This window comes from Lysobacter sp. CCNWLW3 (assembly GCF_036697405.1).
Taxonomy (GTDB): Bacteria; Pseudomonadota; Gammaproteobacteria; order Xanthomonadales; family Xanthomonadaceae; genus Lysobacter.
Genome location: NZ_JBAHWA010000007.1, coordinates 115,869 through 134,801 on the forward strand (window position 1 = coordinate 115,869; position 18,933 = coordinate 134,801).

The 18,933-nt window shown below is 68.4% G+C and carries 18 protein-coding genes; 13 read left to right on the forward strand and 5 right to left on the reverse strand.

Annotated features, from left to right (window positions below; genetic code table 11):
- Positions 1–3 precede the first annotated feature (3 nt).
- Together V1318_RS13255 and V1318_RS13260 are read right to left on the reverse strand one after the other, a co-directional pair.
- On the reverse strand, positions 4–390 hold the full coding sequence (locus V1318_RS13255; RefSeq protein ID WP_332940162.1) for a hypothetical protein: 387 nt from the start codon (positions 388–390) through the stop codon (positions 4–6).
- 187 nt (positions 391–577) lie between these two features.
- On the reverse strand, positions 578–1,009 hold the full coding sequence (locus tag V1318_RS13260; protein ID WP_332940164.1) for a hypothetical protein: 432 nt from the start codon (positions 1,007–1,009) through the stop codon (positions 578–580).
- Positions 1,010–1,258: 249 nt separating this feature from the next.
- Between V1318_RS13260 and V1318_RS13265 the strand changes: the two genes are divergently transcribed.
- Entirely contained in the window at positions 1,259–2,632 is a 1,374-nt protein-coding gene (locus tag V1318_RS13265; RefSeq protein ID WP_332940165.1) for an ATP-binding protein, read from the forward strand.
- Between the two features lie 20 nt (positions 2,633–2,652).
- On the opposite strand, the gene V1318_RS13270 is transcribed toward V1318_RS13265, so the two are convergent.
- The gene (locus V1318_RS13270) at positions 2,653–4,974 is read right to left on the reverse strand and encodes a two-component regulator propeller domain-containing protein (protein WP_332940167.1); all 2,322 of its coding nucleotides are present in this window, start codon (positions 4,972–4,974) and stop codon (positions 2,653–2,655) included.
- Positions 4,975–5,046: 72 nt separating this feature from the next.
- Positions 5,047–5,745, reverse strand: coding sequence for a response regulator transcription factor (locus V1318_RS13275; RefSeq protein ID WP_332940169.1), 699 nt, complete (start codon positions 5,743–5,745; stop codon positions 5,047–5,049).
- 165 nt (positions 5,746–5,910) lie between these two features.
- Between V1318_RS13275 and V1318_RS13280 the strand changes: the two genes are divergently transcribed.
- The 11 genes from V1318_RS13280 to V1318_RS13330 all read left to right on the forward strand — a co-directional run bounded on the left by V1318_RS13280 (position 5,911) and on the right by V1318_RS13330 (position 17,190).
- Entirely contained in the window at positions 5,911–6,213 is a 303-nt protein-coding gene (locus tag V1318_RS13280; protein WP_332940171.1) for a hypothetical protein, read from the forward strand.
- Positions 6,214–6,797: 584 nt separating this feature from the next.
- Entirely contained in the window at positions 6,798–8,843 is a 2,046-nt protein-coding gene (gene pgaA, locus V1318_RS13285) for a poly-beta-1,6 N-acetyl-D-glucosamine export porin PgaA (RefSeq protein WP_332940172.1), read from the forward strand.
- Between the two features lie 70 nt (positions 8,844–8,913).
- Positions 8,914–10,734 carry a poly-beta-1,6-N-acetyl-D-glucosamine N-deacetylase PgaB gene (gene pgaB, locus V1318_RS13290; RefSeq protein WP_332940283.1) on the forward strand — a complete coding sequence of 607 codons (1,821 nt, stop codon included), beginning with the start codon at positions 8,914–8,916 and terminating at the stop codon, positions 10,732–10,734.
- Between the two features lie 4 nt (positions 10,735–10,738).
- The gene (gene pgaC / locus V1318_RS13295) at positions 10,739–11,992 is read left to right on the forward strand and encodes a poly-beta-1,6-N-acetyl-D-glucosamine synthase (RefSeq protein WP_332940173.1); all 1,254 of its coding nucleotides are present in this window, start codon (positions 10,739–10,741) and stop codon (positions 11,990–11,992) included.
- Positions 11,989–12,498, forward strand: a complete 510-nt coding sequence (pgaD, locus tag V1318_RS13300) for a poly-beta-1,6-N-acetyl-D-glucosamine biosynthesis protein PgaD (RefSeq protein ID WP_332940174.1) — start codon at positions 11,989–11,991, stop codon at positions 12,496–12,498. Before pgaC ends, pgaD begins: the two co-directional genes overlap by 4 nt.
- 367 nt (positions 12,499–12,865) lie before the next feature.
- Positions 12,866–13,333: a hypothetical protein gene (locus V1318_RS13305; protein ID WP_332940175.1), complete on the forward strand. Its 468-nt coding sequence runs from the start codon at positions 12,866–12,868 to the stop codon at positions 13,331–13,333.
- 69 nt (positions 13,334–13,402) lie between these two features.
- Positions 13,403–14,044, forward strand: coding sequence for a hypothetical protein (locus V1318_RS13310; protein WP_332940177.1), 642 nt, complete (start codon positions 13,403–13,405; stop codon positions 14,042–14,044).
- Positions 14,045–14,096: 52 nt separating this feature from the next.
- Positions 14,097–14,435: a YciI family protein gene (locus V1318_RS13315; RefSeq protein ID WP_332940178.1), complete on the forward strand. Its 339-nt coding sequence runs from the start codon at positions 14,097–14,099 to the stop codon at positions 14,433–14,435.
- A gap of 89 nt (positions 14,436–14,524) precedes the next feature.
- Positions 14,525–15,136: a hypothetical protein gene (locus V1318_RS13320; protein WP_332940180.1), complete on the forward strand. Its 612-nt coding sequence runs from the start codon at positions 14,525–14,527 to the stop codon at positions 15,134–15,136.
- A 343-nt stretch (positions 15,137–15,479) separates the two neighbouring features.
- The gene (locus V1318_RS13325; RefSeq protein ID WP_332940181.1) at positions 15,480–16,523 is read left to right on the forward strand and encodes a helix-turn-helix domain-containing protein; all 1,044 of its coding nucleotides are present in this window, start codon (positions 15,480–15,482) and stop codon (positions 16,521–16,523) included.
- 460 nt (positions 16,524–16,983) lie between these two features.
- A complete protein-coding gene (locus V1318_RS13330; RefSeq protein ID WP_332940182.1) occupies positions 16,984–17,190 on the forward strand; it encodes a hypothetical protein in 207 nt (68 codons plus the stop codon).
- Between the two features lie 193 nt (positions 17,191–17,383).
- On the opposite strand, the gene V1318_RS13335 is transcribed toward V1318_RS13330, so the two are convergent.
- Positions 17,384–18,229, reverse strand: a complete 846-nt coding sequence (locus tag V1318_RS13335) for a uracil-DNA glycosylase family protein (protein ID WP_332940183.1) — start codon at positions 18,227–18,229, stop codon at positions 17,384–17,386.
- Positions 18,230–18,512: 283 nt separating this feature from the next.
- Between V1318_RS13335 and V1318_RS13340 the strand changes: the two genes are divergently transcribed.
- The gene (locus tag V1318_RS13340; RefSeq protein WP_332940184.1) at positions 18,513–18,917 is read left to right on the forward strand and encodes a hypothetical protein; all 405 of its coding nucleotides are present in this window, start codon (positions 18,513–18,515) and stop codon (positions 18,915–18,917) included.
- The last annotated feature ends 16 nt before the right edge of the window (positions 18,918–18,933 follow it).

Genomic DNA, 18,933 nt, shown 5'->3' on the forward strand with positions numbered 1-18,933 from the left:
CCTTTAGCTAGCCAATGCGGCGGTCAGCGGATCGAGGCGGTCGGGTCCGTGGTCGGTAGCGGGAGGTCGGGATCGCAAGCTCGAACGCCGTGGCCGGTTTCCGTCGTCGCTCCACTGCCCATAGCGGTCCATGCCGGACTCTCTCTCCCGTTTGATCTTTGGCTCCGGCGCGGCGCCCTGGGCCGCTGTCCGGCGACGCCCGCATGCGCGGGCGCGATGGACGTCGGCCGGATCGGCGCCCACATTCGGGCTGAGGTTCCGATCGGCGCGCAGGCCGGCGATGTCGTCGGCGGCCGTACTCGCGCATACCGGCCGCGACGCGTTGGCAACCGAGGTAGCGATGGCCATGCGCACGAACGTCCGCAGCGCCCGCAACATCGACGGCAGCAAGGCCGCGTATCCGCATGGTCCCTGGCCTGCGACAGACTCGGTCCCTGCCGTCGCACCGCCACTACGTCCGTCGATAGTCCGCTTCATGCACTGCCCATCCTGATGGCGGTCCGAAGCGCGCCGCTTCCGCTGTGCGGAGCCGCGCTACTGGTCTTACGTGACGAACGTTAGCGAGCGAAAACCGCGATTACACGCACGATTGCTCACGAAATATTTTCGGCGGCGCGCCTCGCGTGAAGCGCATGGGATCGACCCGGAACGCTCGATCGCGTGCGCCGATCGCGGCCCGCCGTTCGCTCGATTCCGGCGGCCTGCCACAGAAGCGTCTTGCCCGACTGCAGCGCAAAACAGCGGCGTGTTCCGATGGCCGGACCCGGTGGACGCGCGCTTGCGAAATCGGGCGCCCTTGAACCTCGCGCATGCGTCCGCACCGCAGGTATCGGGCTCGCCAACGAAACGAAGCTTCGATGCCGCGTCGCCAGAATTCGCGCGCCAACGACGACGCGCGCCGCGGCGCATGCGCGCGCGCAATCAAACGCTCACGGGCGGTGAGAAATCCAAGAAACGACGCCGAACGCCGGGCTCGGGCAAAGTCAGGCACCAAAAAGGTGACTTCCATTACGTTTTTCTGCTGAGACAGTGAGCCGTCCGTTGCCAGGCCGGACCACGCTGCTACTCTGCCACCGGTGGTCATTCAAGCCAGGAAACCGCGACCGGCCGCGTCCTCGAGTCGAGCGTGCGAGCGCTGCGCGGGAGGCTCCCGCCGCTCTCCGGCCAGCGACCACCACCCCATGCGCCCACGCCACCGATGACCTTCCGCGTATCGCTTTCCTCCTCATGGCATCGCGTCCTCGCTTGGGTGAGGCGCGTGCCCACGGCGGCCCACGACCAGCGCAACGCGCTGACGCTGCAGGCGCTGCTGGCCGTCACCTGCGTCACCTCGACGCTGCTCGCGATCGGCTCCTGCGCGGCCGCGGAAGACATGACCCGGATCACCGAGAACTGGCTGACGCTGGTGATCGGCGCCTATGCCTGGCTTTGCCTTTGCCTGCTGCGCAACGGCCTGTTCCGGCTGTCGGCCGGTCTCACCGTCGTCGGCGGCCTGGTCCTGATCGGCATGAGCTATCAGGCCTACGGATTGCGCGCGCAATCCGGGCTGCAGATCACCCACCTGCTGCCGTTGCTGTTCGCCGGCCTGCTGCTGGGGCGCAGCGCCGTGTGGTGGACGGCGCTGACGTACGCGGCGGTGCTGGCCCTGGGCACGCATACCGATCTGCGGCTGGCGGCGGATTCCAGCCAGGCCTCGGAGGCCTTGGCCAACCTGCTGCTGGCCAGCATGAATTTCCTGGTCCTGGCGACCATCCTCGATCGCCTGATCCTGTCGTCGCAGCGGGCGATCAAGCGCAGCGAGGAACTGGACGCAGCCTGCCGCGAACTCCGACGCCAGGTCGAAGAAAAGGAACGCGCCTACGAACGCCTGCTGCAGACGCAGAAGATGGAGACCATCGGCCGCCTGTCCACCGGCATCGCCCACGATTTCAACGCCATCCTCAGCGTGATCCTGGGCCATGCGACCTCGGTGGACATGCGCGGCGGTTCGATCGACGCCGTCCTGCCCGGGATACGTCAGGCCGCGCGGCGCGGCGCCACCCTGACCCGGCGCCTGCTCAGCTTCAGCCGCACGCATGTCCGGCAGATTTCCAGCTTCGACCTGGCCGAGGCGGTCGAGGAACTGCGGCCGCTGATCCTGCCGATGTTCCCGCGCTCGATCCAGGTGTCGCTGGACACCTCCGTCGCCGGCCTGACGGTCCAGGCCGACCGCGACGAATTGGTGCTGGCGCTGCTGAACATCGCCAGCAACGCCTGCGACGCCATGCCGCAGGGCGGCCGCTTCCAGGTAAGCGTCGCGGCCGACGGCGACCGCGCCTTGCTGACCCTGGAAGACAGCGGCATCGGGATGACACCGGAGGTACTGGCGCGCCTGTACGAGCCCTTCTTCACCACCAAGCCCAAGGACAAGGGCACCGGCATCGGCATGGCCACCGTGCATCGCTTCGTGGCCGACCACGGCGGCGACATCGAGGCCGACAGCGCCCCGGGCCGCGGCACGCGCATCCGGATCCGCCTGCCGCTGGCGCGAGCCGGGCAGACGGTCCACGACGATGCCGGCCATGAAGGCTCGCGCGAACTCGCGCGCACGGCGGAGTCGGCCATGATGCGCAACCGCGCCGTCGGTTCCTGAGCACGGCCCGGCGTCGCCGCCTAGTCGGAATGTTCCCCGCGCCCCAAGCCCATGTGGTTCGCGCCGAACTGGGTGCCGCCGACCAGGGCCAGCAGGCTCAACGAGGTCGCCAGGATCAGGATCCAGGTCCGCAGATACCAGGGCTGCGGATTGAGAATCTTCAGGCGGGCCGGAATCGGCGACCATCGTCCGCCCTGGGTGCGGGCCTGGACTTCGAACACATGCTCTCCCCACGGAATCGACGGGTAGAGAATGCTGCGGTTCTGCCCCGCTTCCACCCAGTCGGCATCGAATCCGCGTAGACGGAAACGGAAATAGGTTTCCCGCGGCCGGCTCAGATTGACGGCCGTATAGTGAATTTCCAGGCTGCGCGCGAACGGCTCCAGAGCCAGCGACGATCCGGCGATCTGCTGCGCGCGTCCGGAGACCGCGACCCCTTCTATGCGCGGCTTGAGCCGCACAGGCTGGACGTCGGGGAAGTCGGCCGGATCGAACACGGCGAACCCTTCCACCAGGGCGAACCAGAGCTTGCCTTGCGTATCGCGGTGGCAGGGAGTCGAATGCCCGCCGTTGATTTCGGAAGGGATCAGGCCATCGTTGGCTGCGTAACCGATGGACTCGATCTCGGCCGCGGCGTTCCGCGGCGCCGGCAACAGGGTGATGCCGCGATTGCCGCCCAGCCACAAGCGTCCGCGCTCGTCGCGCAGGATGCACGACACCGTATCGTCGAACAGGCCGTTGCGGCTGTCGTAGCGGAACACCTGGCCGTTGCGGATGCGGTTCAGACCGCCGCCGTAGAGTCCTACCCAGAGCGTGGCGGTGTCCTTGTCCTCGTACAAGGCCCGGGCGAAACGCGAGGACAGGCCTTCCCGCGGCGTCCATCGCTCGACCACCCGTTTATCGACCACTCGCCACACGCCGCGGTCGCCGACGAACCAGTCGCCGCCGCGCGCGGCGGGAACGATGTTGTTGACGCTCATGCCCTCCAGCGCGGGAATGCGCTGCTGCGCGACGATGCGCCCCTGGCTGTCGGTCCGGACATCGAACACGGAGCGCTGGGAGCTGACCAGAAAACGCCGGTCGCCGCGCTGCCAGACATTGATCGCGTTACCGATCGACCAGGCCCCGACCGCCGTGGCCTGGCCGTCGGCCACGCGTATCAATCGCCCCTCGACCGTTCCCACCCAGAGCGTGCCCTCGCGATCCAGGGCCAGGCTGGCCACGCAGCCGTTGCCCTGGCCCGACTGGATCGGATGGCGCCGCATGCTGCCGTCGGACGATCGATGCCACAGCCCCGCGCAAGCCGATCCCAGCCACAGCCCGCCGTGGCCGTCGGCGACCACCGCGCGTCCGGCCATGTTCATGCCCGATCCAGTGACCGAGACAAGCCCGAACAGCGGCTTGCGCACGCGCAACAAACCCTTGCCGCCGCTGCCTATCCACAGATTGCCTTCGTCGTCCCGCGCCAGACTGGTGATGCCCAGGCCGAACAGTTCGGGCACGTCACGCCATTGTCCGGAGTCGGACTCCCGGAACAGATGCCCGGATACCGTAGCCACCCACCATCGGCCGTCCGCGTCCTTCACGGCGGCCTTGGGGCCGATCACGCCCAACGGTTGCCAGTGTTCGCGCGCGGGATCGTAGCGATAGAGCGTGCGCTCCGTGCCCACCAGCAGGCCGCTGCCGCTGGCTTTCAGCAGCGGTATCCGCCGCTCCCCGTCGGGCAAGGGGATGCGTCGCAGGCGCCCATCGGCGACGACGAAGAAACCTTCGTTTCCAGCCACGTGGATGCGCCCCTGGCTGTCGCGCGCCAGGCGGGCGTAGCCGGTGCTGCCAGGATCGATCCAGGTTTCGCGCCCACGCACGGGATCCAGATTGAGCACGCCGACGCTGGTGGCCATCCACAGCGTGCGATCCGGCGTCTGCAGGATGTCGTTGATCTGACAGATGCCGCCGCAGATCGGCAGGTGGTGGAACATGCCCTGCTTGCGCACGCTCAGCCCGGCGTCCTGGGTGCCGACCCAGAGCCAGTCGCGATCGTCCTGATACAGCGCCAGGATGCGATCGCTGGCGGGGCCCGCTTGCGGTGCGCGTTCGGAAACGGGCGCATCGAACGTGGGCTTTCCGCGGAATATCGTGAACGCCAGGCCGTCGAAACGCGCCAGGCCGCCGAAGGTGCCGATCCAGAGATAGCCGTCGCGGCTCTGGACCACGGTATTCACGCCCGACTGCGGAAGGCCGTCGTCGCTGCTGAACGCGTGCGCGCCCACCCGGTGTCCGGGCAGCTCGGAGGGCGCCGCCGCAGCGGAGCCGCACAGGCCTAACACGGCGGCCAGCGCCATCCGTCGCAGCCGGATCCGCAAACTACTCACACGGCTCTTTTCCAAACGCCTGCCCGGCCCCGGCCCGATCCGCTACCAGTTCAATACGTATCCGACGCTGCGCACCGCGCGCAGCGGCAGTTCTTCTTCCGCGGCCTGCTGGCATTTCTTGCGCAGGCGGTGAATCAGCATTTCCAAACGATGCGGATCGAAATCGTGAGCGTTCTTGACCAAACGCGCGATCAGCGCCTCGCGCTGCACCGGCATGCCGGCCGCCGCGGCCAGCATCGCCATGACCTGGCGCTCGGCCAGATTCAGCTCGATCTGCATGCCTCTGGGGGTCAGGATGCACCAGCCTCGCTCGTCCAGGCGCCATCTCGCATGCGTGTGCACGGGGCTGGCTTCCGGAACGACCCAACGCGCCAGATTGCGCAACGTCGTCACCACCTCTTCCATGTCGACCGGCTTGGGCAGATAGGCGTCCGCGCCCGCGCGCAAGCCGCGCAAGCGGTCCTGAGTGGAGTCGTATCCGGTCAACATCACGATGCCGATGCGCGGTGCCAAGCCGCGCAGATGCGCGGCGATGCTGAAGCCGTCTTCGTCGGGCAGGCCGATGTCCAGCAGCACCAGATCGTAGGAGCGCCGCGTCATCGACCGGTACAGCTCCAGCGCTCCGCCCATTCCCACGACGGAGAATCCGGAATGGCTCAGCACGGGCATCAGCACGTCTTCCCTGAATGTCCGGTCGTCCTCCACCACCGCGAGCGTGGGCAGCCGATCCACGGCTTCCATCAAGCTTGCGACCATCGCCATTCCCCCTGCGGAACCAGATCCAGCTCCCTAGAAACACGCGAGTTCCGTTCCTGTTTTCGCGCGCGATCAAAGTAGCATGGCGTCATTCGCGGCAATGATTACGGACACCGCTTCCGTGATCAAAGTCACAGCGTCACATCGGCCATGCAAGCGCGCGATCTTGGCGAGGAATCGTTCTTGCGGTACGTGGGCAGATTGAGCGAGCGACCGCCGCAGGTCCACTACGACCTTCGTACTATTGCGGCGTTCGGCGCCCGGCGCCGGCCGTCGATGCGCAAGCATCCCGAACGCGGCAGCCGACCCGAGCCGCACGATGCGCGGCTGGTCGGCGCGCGATCGCGCATCGCGGATTTCCGCCGCTCCGACATCCGAGCTGGCTACGCACGACGCGGCGGATTCGCAGGCCGGCGTTCCCGCAGCAGCCAGCCATCGATACCCGCCGATTAATTTCGCGGCATCGGTTGTGGTCGTCCCTATCGACGCCGGTCCGAATGCGTTCGAAGACCAGCGGCTAGCCTCGGGCGACGCGCAATATGCCGAGTCTGTCGTTTCGCCCTCGCTTTGGCGCAAACCGCATCGTTGCGGCTCAACCGTATGCGGCGCGGCCGCATCCGTAACCGTGGCTCGCGTATCGTCGCCGCCGGCGCCGGGCGCGCAGCGACCGAGGATCGGTCCTGCCGACGCAGCTGCGACGAATCGGCCGCGGCGATCATCCCTAGGACTACGGGCCCGCCCCTGCCGGTCAGATTCGGCGCAGGCGGCCAGCTTTTGACAGGTTCTGCTCCTGTCCCCCAAACCGGCCCCGTGCCGGTTTTTTTTCGACGGCGCCGAGCTGGCGAACCTGAACGGGCCGCAAGCCCCCCTAGGGGGCCTCCAGCGCCTAAGTGCCTGCTCTAAATGAACAAAACCAGCCGGATGACTCACGCTGGCACAGACTTTGCGTCCACAACCTGTGACTTAGCTCACATTTTATAAGCCAGGTCTCCGGGGCCGCCCCAGCCCCCTCCAGCCACACGGGATACGGATCATCCATGCCGTCTTTACACCGACTCACGCTGTCCCTGGCCCTGGTACTGGCCGGTGGAACCTTCCACGCCACGTCAGTAGCTGCCGCTGAAGGGCAGGCCGCGACCGCGATCCCCTACCCCCGGATCGAACAACTGCGCGCCGACCGCGATTGGCTGGCGGCGCTGGCCCTGATCGAGCAACAGCTCGCCGCGCACCCCTCCGATGCGCGCTTGTACCGCTTGCGCGTGCTGACCCTGGCCGACATCGGCAGCCGCGACCGCGCGCGCCTGCTGTATCAGGGCCGCCCCGAACTGTTCAGCGCCGAAGAGGCGAGCCGCCTGGAAGCCGCCGGCCTGGCCCGGCGCATCGTCTGGAGCAAGCTCTACGCCGTCGACGAAGCAACCCGCTTGGAAGAAGCGCGCGCCGCCGACGCCGCCATCGACGCCTATCGCGCCCAGCTCGCGCGCAGCGGCACGCCGGAGCCCGACAGCCTGGCCTACGACCGCCTGATCGTACTCAACCGCCTCGGCCGCCATCAGGAAGTCGCCGACGACTACCAGCGCCTGGAGGCCGGCGGTCGTCCGGTACCCGGTTACGCGCTGGGCGCGGTCGGCGACTCGCTGCTCGCGCTGCGCCGTCCGGACGAGGCCGCGCCGGTCCTGGAGCGCGCGGTGCGGGCCGATCCCGACGATCCCGATTTGCCGATCCAGCTCGGCTACGCCCAACTCGAACGCGAACGCTACGACCTGGCCCTGCCGCTGCTGCGCGGGCTGGTCGACGCGCGCGCGCCCTGGCCGCGCGCGCCCGGTGCGCGCCGCGGCTACGAGAACTGGCCGCGCTACGACGCCGAAACCAACTACGCCCTCGCCCGCGCCTTCGGCGAGGACCTGCCCGGCGCCCAGGCCATGATCGAGCCGCTGGCCGCGATCGGCCCCAACAACGCCGACCTGCAGGCCACGCTCGGCTCCATCTATATGTTCCGCGGCTGGCCGACACGCGCGCTGGAACGTTTCTCGATCGCCAGCACCCTGGACGAACGCAACGTCGAAGCGCGCATCGGCCAGGTCGAAACCCTGTCGACCCTGCAGCGCTACGACCTGGCGCGCCCGATCCACGACCAGCTACTGGCGCGCTACCCGAACGAACCGCACGTGCGCTCGATGGACCGCAACTGGCGGATGCGCCGCGGCTGGCAGGCGCGCGCGTACGCGGCCGGCGGACGCAACCGCGACGGCGGCGGCGCCTCGCCGCTGGGCAACCGCGACCGCGAGTACGGTATCGAAGCCGCCACGCCGCTGATCGACGACCGCTGGCGCCTGCTCGCGCGCAGCGGCCGGCGCTGGGCCGATTTCCAGGGCGACCGCAGCGTCGCCCAGCGCAACGAAGTCGGCCTGAGCTACGCCTACGACCGCCTCGACGCCCAACTGCATGTCGGCCGCGACCGCGACGGCCTGGGCGGCACCGCCGTCGCCGTCGACGCCGGCTGGCGCATCGACGACCGTTACGCCCTGCGCGCGCGCGTCAGCCGCAACGACGCCGCCGCCTCGCTGCAGGCGCGTGCCTCCGGCATCGCCGGCGACCTGATCGAAGTGGGCGCCGACTACCGCCCCAGCGAACGCACCGCGCTGAGCGCGACCGCGCAACGCTGGCGCTACGACGACGGCAACGACCGCGACCAACTGAGCCTGGCATTGGACCAGCGTCTGCTCAGCCGCCCGCACCTGCTGATCAACGGCCTGGCCAGCCTCGGCGCCGGCCGTGGCAGCCGCGACGACGCGCCTTATTTCAATCCTTCGCGCGATGCCTCGGCGGAATTCGGCATCCGCCTGGACCATCTGGCCTGGCGCCGTTACGACCGCCATTTCCGCCAACGTCTGACCCTGTCGTCGGGCGCCTACTGGCAGCAGGACTACGGCACGGCCTGGGTGCCGTCGCTGCGTTACGAACACGAGTGGCAGTTCGCCCCGGGGCGGGTGCTGAGCTACGGCCTGAACTGGTCGCGCCCGGTTTACGACGGCCAGCGCGAACAGCGCCTGGGCTTCGATGCCGAATTGCGCTGGGGAGAATGAGATGAACCGTCCGCACCGCCCCTCGCGGCTGATCCTGATCGTGCTGGTGCTGTACGCGCTGGTGTTCTGCATGCTGCTGCCCGCGGCCGCGCGCGCGGCCGAACCTCTGCTGGTGCTGAGTTACCACGACGTGCGCGACGACGTCGCGCGCAAGGGCGACGGCGACGCCTACGCCGTCAGCACGCAGAACTTCGCCGCTCATCTGGACTGGCTGTCCGGCCACGGCTACCACCCGGTTTCGCTGTCTCAGGTGATCGCCGCCAACAACGGCGGCGCCGCGCTGCCGAGCAAACCGGTGCTGATCACCTTCGACGACGGCCTGCGCAGCCTGTACACGCGCGCCTTTCCGCTGCTGCGCGCCTACAACTACCCGGCCCTGGCCGCGGTGGTCACGCATTGGGTCGAGCTGCCCGCCGGCGAAAGCGTCGACTACGGTCCGCGCCCGTTCACCGGCGAAGACTTCGTGACCTGGGCGCAGCTGCGCGAGATGCAGGCCAGCGGCCTGGTCGAGGTCGCCAGCCACAGCGACGACCTGCACCACGGCATCGTCTCCAATCCGCAGGGCAACTCGACGCCGGCCGCGGTCACCCGCCGCTACGACCCGGCCACCGCACGCTACGAGACCGAGTCCGAATACCTCGCGCGCGTGCGCGCCGACCTGGAACGCAGCAAGCAGCGTCTGCAACAGGAACTCGGCCGCGCCCCGCGCGCGGTGGTGTGGCCGTACGCGGCCTACAACGGCGTCACCAACGGCATCGCCGACCAACTCGGCATGTCGGTCTCGTTCGACCTGGAAGGCCGCAGCACGCCGATGCCGTCCGACCTGCACGGCCTGGCGCGTCTGCTGGTGATGAACAACCCCAACGTCGGCGATCTGGCCTATCAGCTGCGCCACGACGAAGAGCGCACCGGCGTGCGCGCGCTGCAGGTGGACCTGGACTCGGTCTACGACGCCGACCCGGCCCAGACCGAGCGCAATCTCGACGCCCTGATCGAAAGGGTCAAGCAGATCGCGCCCAGCCATGTGTTCCTGCAGGCCTTCGCCGACCCGGACGGCAACGGTTCGGCCGACGCCCTGTACTTCCCCAACCACGCCCTGCCGATGCGCGCGGACCTGTTCAACCGCGTCGCCTGGCAGCTCAAGTCGCGCGCCGGCGTGGTGGTCTACGCCTGGCTGCCGGTGCTGGGCTACGAACTGCCCGACCCCGCCCAGCGCGCCGCGCTGGCGATCCACAGCACGGGCGCCGACGAGGTCTACCGCCTCGACTACACCCGGCCGGAAGTGCGCCGCCTGGTCGCCGGCATCTACGCCGACCTCGCCGCCGGCTCCTATCTGGAAGGCCTGCTGTTCCACGACGACGCCTACCTGCGCGACACCGAACTCCAGGGCAGCGCGGCGCCGGAATCGCAGGCGCGCACCCAAGAGCTGATCGACTTCACCCTGGAACTCAAGCGCGCCGCCGAACGCTGGCGGCCCAAGCTCAAGACCGTGCGCAACCTGTACGCGCGCCCGGTGCTGGAGCCGCAGAGCGAGGCCTGGTTCGCCCAGCGCCTGGACAGCTTCAACCGCGCCTACGACTACACCGCGCTGATGGCGATGCCGTGGATGGAAGGCAGCCGCCAGCCCGAACGCTGGCTGGACCGGCTGGTGGCGGCCGCGCGCGGCCACGACCCGCAGCTGACCCAGACCTTGTTCGAACTGCAGACCGTGGACTGGCGCAACCGCCAGCCGATTCCGGCCGAACGCCTGAAGGCGCAGGTACGGCGCCTGCTCGCCCAGGGCGTGCGCCACATCGGCTGGTATCCGGACGACTTCGTCGCCGACCGCCCGGACACCGCCGACGCGCGCGAAGCGCTGTCGGCGCGTTCCTTCCCTTACCTGGAAAAGTGAGGAAATGGCCATGTATCGTTTCCTTCACCTCCTGTTCGAATTCGCGTTCTTCTATCCGATCCTGATGTCGTTCTTCTGGATCTCGGGCGGCCTCTACTACTACCTGCGACGCGAGCGCCACGCGCGCCCGCGCACCGACCCGCCGCCGCTGGTGGAGACGCCGCCGGTGTCGATCCTGATCCCCTGCCACAACGAAGGCGACAACGTCCAGGAGACCATCGCCGCGGCGATGGCGCAGCGCTATCCGGACTTCGAAGTCATCGCCATCAACGACGGCAGCCGCGACGACACCGCCGAGAAACTCAACGCGCTCGCCCAGCAGTACCCGCGCCTGCGCGTGATCCACCTGGACCGCAACCTGGGCAAGGCCAACGCCATGCGCATGGGCGCGCTGGCCGCACGTTCGGAATACCTGGTCTGCATCGACGGCGACGCCCTGCTCGACGAGTACGCCACCCACTGGATGGTCTGGCACCTGGCCTCGGGCCAGCGCGTCGGCGCGGTCACCGGCAACCCGCGCATCCGCAACCGCTCCACCCTGCTCGGCCGTCTGCAGGTCGGCGAGTTCTCCTCGATCATCGGCATGATCAAGCGCGCCCAGCGCGTGTACGGTCGGCTGTTCACCGTCTCGGGCGTGATCTGCGCCTTCCGACGCACCGCCTTGCACCGGATCGGCTACTGGTCCGACAACATGGTGACCGAGGACATCGACATCAGCTGGCGCTTGCAGATGGACCACTGGGACATCCGCTACGAGCCCAACGCCATGTGCTTCATCCTGATGCCGGAAACCCTCAAGGGCCTGTGGCGCCAGCGCCTGCGCTGGGCCCAGGGCGGCGTCGAGGTGCTGCTGCGCCACAGCCGCGACCTGCTGTCGTGGCGCAAGCGGCGCATGTGGGCGGTCATGGCCGAGTACCTGCTCAGCGTGATCTGGGCCTACGCCATGGCCTTCATCATGCTGTTGTGGCTGATCGGGCTGGCCGTGCCGCTGCCGCCGGAGCTGTACATCCGCAGCCTGCTGCCGTCCTGGCACGGCATGATCCTGGCGATGGTCTGCCTGCTGCAGTTCGCGGCCAGCATCATCATCGACCGCCGCTACGAGACCGGCGTCGGCCGCAACTACTACTGGATGATCTGGTACCCGATGGCGTACTGGTTGTTGAGTTTCGCGACCACGGTCACCGCGTTGCCCAAGGCGCTGCTCAAGCGCCGCGACACGCGCGCGACCTGGGTCAGTCCTGACAGGGGAATCCGATGAACACCGCTCAAGACGTCCGCAAGAACGCGGCCAAATTCGACTCGCGCCTGATCCAGAAGCGGCGCGCGCAACCACGCCTGCGCCGCACCGCCTGGGGCTTCGTGACCGCGGTGTTCTGGGGCATGTACGTCTACCTGTGGATGCCGGTGATCACCTTCGTGCTGTGGGTGCTCGGCATACGCAACGCCTACTTCGAGCTCTACATGCGCGAGCACCGGGTCGAACCCTTCCTGCTGATCGCGCTGCCGAGCCTGGCCTTGTGCGCGGCGGCGGTGCTGATCGCCTGGGCCGAATACAACCGCTGGCGCTTCGCCGGCAAGGACCGCCGCGGCGCGCCGGCCAGCGCCACGCTGGACGAGATCGCGCTGGCGCTGGGCGCCAACGCCGAAGTCGGCACCGCGCTCAACGCCGGCCGGGTGATGGTGCTGCACATGGACGCCCAGGCGATCCCGCGCGGCGTGCGTCCGGTGCTCGCGCCCGCCGACGGGGTCCTGGTTTCCGCTTGAGGCTTGCAGGAGCGGCGCCGTCCGCGCCCGCGCGACGGCCCGTGACGTCAGCGCGCGGCCGCGGATCGCGCCGCTCTTGCAAAGCCCGCCTCCACGCCATCCGGCGCCGGGCCCTCCAACCCAGCCGAGCCGGGCCGCATCCCGACAAGAATTCCGCTTTCGAACCATTGCGGACCCGGCTCAAGAACGCCGGCGCATCCCCGGGTACGCAGGACGGAACGCCCGGCCGGCTATGCGCGGCTCGTCGGCTGGAGCCGGCAGCCACAAGGAGCGGTCGGCATCGAGGGTATAGTGCTCGCCAGGATGCGCTGGCGACCGCTCGCACCCGCGGATGGCCACGAGTCGAGGGCAGGGATCGGAGTTCTGAATGGGACAAGCCTTACAGGAGCAGGCCTTACAGGAGCAGGCCTCACAGGAGCAGCCCCCACAGGAGCGGGCACCACAGGAGCAGGCCTCGCACGTCAGCCTGGACACGGCCGTGACGCTGTCTTTCGACTACCTCAAGCAGCTGGGGACCATCGCCATGACGGCGGCGGCCGGACTCATCGCCCTGGTCCAGTTCGTGGAAGGCGACAAGAAATTCTTCGTCAAGCTCATGATCGCCGCCAGCCTCATGTTCCTGTCGGCGCTGCTGGCTTTCTTCGTGCAGTTCTCGCTGATGGATCGGATCCGGCAGAGCCATGAGATCCTGCGAAAGAGCGAACACGCGAGTTATTCCCACAAGAGCGCGATGAAGCTCGAAAGATTGTTCGAGGGAACGGCGCTGTGGACGCTGTCCATCGGCATGGGCATCGCCTTGCACGCGCTGGTCAGCGCCGGCATGCCGGTCAAATAGCCACTCGCGCCGATGCCGCTTCCCGGCACGGCTTCATGCGCCATATCCGGGCGCCCCCAACGATCCGCCATGACGCCGCCTTCCCTCGACCCCCAACTCGTTTTCGCCTGGCAAGCCGCCCACTCCATCGCCCGGGGCGCCCCGCCGCCGGTTCACGATCGTGGCGGCTTTCGCGTCGATACCCGATCGGACAAGGAAGTCACGCGCTGGGTGTTCCCGCAGCCGTGCGACGGCTTGCGCGAAATCGCCCACGAGATTTCGGCGCCGCGCCACTACTTGAAGCTGTGCGGCTCCGACGAGGAGCTGCGTAGCGCGCTGCCCGCGCGCTGGGAAATTCAGCCGACGAACTATTTCATGACTACCGCAGCGGCCGTCCGCGAGACCAGACCGTTGGCGGACGGATACCGGATGGAGCTGCGGCAGGCCGGATCGGTCACGCGCGCCAGCGTCATCGCGCCGGCGGGCGACGTGGCCGCGACCGGGTCCGCGGCGGAGACCGCGGAAGTATTCATTTACGACCGTATCGAGACGGCGCAGGATCATCGGCGCAAGGGCTTGGGCATCGCGGTGATGGCCGCACTGGCGGCGGCGAGACGATCCCCCGCGAGTTTGCCGCTGCTGGTCGCGACCGAAGACGGCCGCCGGCTCTATACGACCCTGGGCTGGACGGTGATGGCGCCGTTGGCGGCAGCCGCCATCCCGGAGGCGTGACCCCGACGCGGGCCGATCCTGCGGCCCGGCCATTGAGCACAGGAGAGCCGACATGGAGCGATACCTGATCTCGTTCGACGACGGATCGATGAGGATTTCCGAAGCCGATCTGCCCGCGGTATCGGCTGCCTCGCGCGCCGTGGTCGGCGAGGCCAAGGCGGCCGGAGTCTGGATCTTCGGCGGCGGCCTGTTAAGCCAGCAGGCCAGCATCGTGGCCAGCGACGGCTCGGTCTCCGCCGGCCCCTACCCGGAGACCAAGGCGGTGATCGGCGGCTTCTCCATCTTCGAGGTGGCATCGCGAGACGAGGCGCTGAAGTGGGCGGCCAAGCTCGCGGCGGCCTGCCGCTGCGCCCAGGAAGTGCGCGAGATCATGTACGACCCGGAGTCCTGATCGCGGCGCCGGTCGCGCATCGCCGGCCGTGCCGCTGTCGTCCCAGCGAACGCTTGGCCGATTCCGGCGGTCCCCATTACCATGCGCGCATGCCGACGCCCAGCACGTACGACCACGTCGACGGTCACGTCATCCATCTCGTACCGAAGCTGGAAGCACCGTCGCTCGCGCAGGCGCCCCAGGCGCTGGGCTTTCCACGCCGCATGGGTCGCTCGGGACGCGCCTGGTTCGCCTTGTTGAACCTGCTCGCCTCCATCGGCGCCATCTGGGGGATCTACCAGCTCTGGACGGACGAGACCCCCGGCTGGTGGTTCAACCTCATCTTCACCGTCATGCTGGGCGGCCTCGCGGTCGCGCTTTGGGCCATTTTGTATGGCTCGATCCAGCAGGCGAAGCTGGAAGCGCGGCTGCAAGCGGTTTGGCGCGCGATCGGCCCCCGTGCGGTCGCGAGCGGCGGCCGGGTGACCGAACGGCGCTGGAAACTCGCCGAAGAAGGGGCGGTCACCGCCTTCTCGCTGGTCGTGCAGATTTCCGACGATCGCCCGGTTCGCGGCGAGTGGCACCCCGTGGACTCACGCGCGTACCTGCTGCAGACCCAGGTTCCCGGCGTCGGCGCCGAGGTGCGCGTGTGGCGCGCAGCGAATGCCGCCGACGACGCGCCGATGGTGATCGAAGTCGCCGACCCTTCGGTAGTCGGCTGAGCCGCGATCGAGCGCGCCCTCACCGCTCACCGTAGGCTGCGGTGAGCGCAGCGAACCGCATCTGCGCGCAAGCCAGGCCAATCCTGTAAACCCGATCATCGCTGCAGCGGCTGTCCATCGGCTCCAGAGCGAGGTTCCCGTACGGAAGCTCGATGGGAATGTTGGCCGCACGGGGCGAGGTTGCAATGGTCGAGCGGCCCTTGCGGCAAGGCCCATGGCTGAAAGCCGTCCCGGCCCGACTGGCGGCTTCCGTCGGACGAGGGATTGTTCTCGTTCCATCTCCCAAGCCGTATCCTCCAGCGATGTGGTCCTCGCCCAGGCCGACTCCGTCCATGTCGCCGTCATGATCGCCCCCTACCTGCTGTTCTTCTTCGCCGGCCTGGGCGCGTTCAACGGATCGGCCCTGGCCGCTTATCTGCTGTTGCGGCGCCCGGTCACACCGGCGCAGCGGTGGCTGGCGGTGTTGATCCTGGTGATCAGCATCCGCACCGGCAAATCGGTGCTGTTCTATTTTTACCCGGAGATTTCCAAGACGGTTCTGCAGGTGGGCCTGACCGCCTGCTTCCTGATCGGGCCCTGCCTGGTCGGCTTCGTGCGGGCCTGGGCGGATCCGAAGGGCGAGCGCACGCGCCGGGACTGGCGGGTCGCCGCCAGCCTGCTCGTTGCCGCCACGGCTTTCGGCGCGGCCTTCCCCTACACCGACCATCCGCAATGGTGGGGCATGCCGGTTTGGCACGCGGTGACTTACAGCTGGCTGGCCTGTCTGCTGGCCGCCGTCGGCCTGTACCTGCGCGCCGTCCGGCAAACCGATCCACCGGCCGCCGTCGACGGCATCGGCCGGGGCCATGCCGCGGCGGTGATCGCCGGGGTCGCGGTCGTCTGGCTGGCGTATTTCACCGCCGGGCTGACCTCGTACATCGTCGGCGCGCTGTCGTTCTCGCTGGTGCTGTACCTGGGCGCGGTCGTGCTGCTCGCCCGGCGCAAGGCGCGCGTCGCCGCCCAGCCCTACCAGGACCGCAAGATCGCCGAGAACGAGGCGCAGGCCGCGTTGCAGTCCCTGCACCGGCTGATGACCGAGGAGGCGCTGTACCAGGACGCGCGCCTCAGTCTTGCCAGGGTCGCGCGGCGCCTGAATCTGCCGCCGGCGCGTTTGTCGCAACTGCTGAACGACAACCACAAGACCGCCTTCAAGCCCTACCTGATGCAGCTGCGGGTGGAGGCCGCCAAGCGGCGGTTGCGCGAACCGGAGCAAATGGCGATGGAGCAAGTGGCCGAGGCCTCCGGCTTCCTGTCCATGTCCACCTTCTACAGCAGCTTCAAGAAGCTGGAAGGCATGACGCCCGCGGCCTGGCGGCAGGCCCAGCTCGTCGGTGCGCGCGACTCCTGAAACAGGTTTCGGGAGTGCGGCAAGGCGCATAAGGAAACCGATCCGGCGCGGATTTGGCCAGACTGGGCGGCGGTCACCCAGCGGAGCGATCCATGCCAGCAGCCTCGCCGAAACTCACGCCATCGTCGGTGGCCGCCGCGGCCTTCCGGCGCTGTCTGCTCGCCGCCCTGCTGGCCTGCGCGCCGGCGGTCGCCGGCTGGGCGCAAACCGCCGGCAGCCCAGCGACGGCCGGATCGGCAACGGGCACTCCGGGCAAGACGCCGTCCGGACATGGCTTCGTCGCTCCACCGGATTGGACCCAGGCACGGCGCGACCATGCGGTCGTGCTGCAAGCTCCCGAAGGCGGATCCAGGATCGCCCTGGTCGAAACCGATGCCGGCAATGGACGTTCCCGGCCGACCGCGAACACGCCGCCCTGCTGGCGCCCCGCTATCGCAACGAAGTGCTAGGCGAACTGCGCGTGGAGCGATCCCAGGGCGAGCTGCGCTTCCGCTTCGACGCCTGGGACATGCCGGTCGCCTCGCGCCGCGGTGCCGAGAGCGTGACCGAATTCATCGGCGCCATCCCCAGCCCGCCCCCGCCCCTGGTCGCCGGCCGTTCCGCGTCCGGGCGCACGCTCAGCTTGCGAGACGCGCAGAACGAGTATGTTTTCGTCGAAGCCGATTGAAAGCGTATCGCCGCGCGCGCGATACGCTGGCGATGGCGGCGTAGGCCCCTGACCGGGAACCGGCATTGGCCGACCGCTCCCGACCCGACGCCGACGCAGCGAAGCGGCACTGCCGTTGCGCTGCGCGATCGCGGCCCGAGCCGCGCTCGGAGCGCGCGCACCGACGGCCGGCTACCGCCGAACGGGCCCGCCCTTAGGGGACTTCGATCGAAATATTGGCCCGCTCGGTGCCGGGCGGATCGCCCAGCGTCGCCCAGAAATCCGTGTTGCGCATCCAGGGCTGCAGGCCCATCGGGAAGTCCCGGCTCGGAATCGCCGGCAGCTCGGCCGCGGTGAAATCGTTGCCGTAGGGGACCAGGGCCTTGCTCACGTCCGGGTTGAGGATGTGCGGGCGCAGCTTGTTCAGGGCGACATTCCAATTGTCGAGCAGATCCTTGCGCGTGATCGGCCCGCCGGGCTTGTCGGCCGTGGGATGCAGCGCCTTCTGGTGGAAGGCCGTCACCGCCTGCCCCGCCGGCGTCGCCTTGAACGCGGTCCAGGCATTGAACGCGGCGTTGCCGAAGGTGACCACCGCTTCGATCTTGCCCTTGGCGAACGCCGCCTCCAGCCACTGGTGGCGATAGGCCTGAATCCCCGGATCGTTCAAGTGCGGCATCGCCATGTCCTGATTGAAGATGCCGTACGCGAAGGCGTTGATCATCAGGTAGCTTCGGGTGAAGCCCAGCTTCTCGACGAAGCCCTGCACGCGGCGGCCGGCCTGTCCCGACAGGATCCGGCGCGTGAACGCCTCGGTCTGGGCCGGGTCCTGGCCGATGACCAGCAGACGCGCGCTGCCGTTCGCGCGGCCGCGGTAGAAGATGGGCCCCCACAGCGAACGAAAGCCGTCCGCGCCCCGGTAGACCGTATCGTCGGGATACTTCTGGCACAGCGTCCGGAATGTGCCCGTAGGGCCGGTGTCGAACGGGTCCGTGTTCATCGTTGCCTCCATGGCGTTGCGCCGTCGCTCTCTAGAACGGAATCTTTCCGGGCCGGCGGCCATGCGCGCCGGCCCCGCCGGAGGTTCCGCGCCTGCCGCACCGGCTGGCCGCATCCGGCTTGCATAAGTTCAAGGGCTTGGGTCTCATACCTCGGGACCGGCGGGGCCGATCGCCGTGTTCCGGCGGAGCCCTGTGGGCAGGCGGCCGCCACCCTCCAAGCAAATAGTGGAAACGCGCAAGCAGCCGGATGCTGCCCGATAGCCCTGAAGCCTTGAGTTTTCGACCCTTGACCTGCGCGCGCGGCTTAGGCCGCGTCGCAGCCAGACATACGCCGGGAGATGCACCGTGACCTTGAGATGGATCGTAATGAGCGCCGCGCTGTTCTGTGGCAACGCCCTGGCGGTGGACAGGTGGGTCGCGCCGCCGGCTCCCGAGGTCACCGAAGGGACGCCCATACGACCGGAAGCGGAAGTCGACGGCGACAGCCACTACATCATTCACCTGCCCAAAGCGGAACAAGCGGACTTCCGCAGCACGCGTTACAGCGTCTACCTGGAGCGCAACGACGAGCAGGCCTTCAGCGCCACGCTCGAAACCCAGGCCTTCGGCAGGGACGACGAAGTCGTGTTCCTCACCATTCCGAAAGGCAGCAAGGACAAGTACGAGCTGGAAGTGGTCGACCGGGCCAGCTACCCCCATGTCCGAGTGTTCAAGGCCAGTCTAGGCAGCATCCAAGAGATCGTGGATTAGCGTCGAGCCTCATACA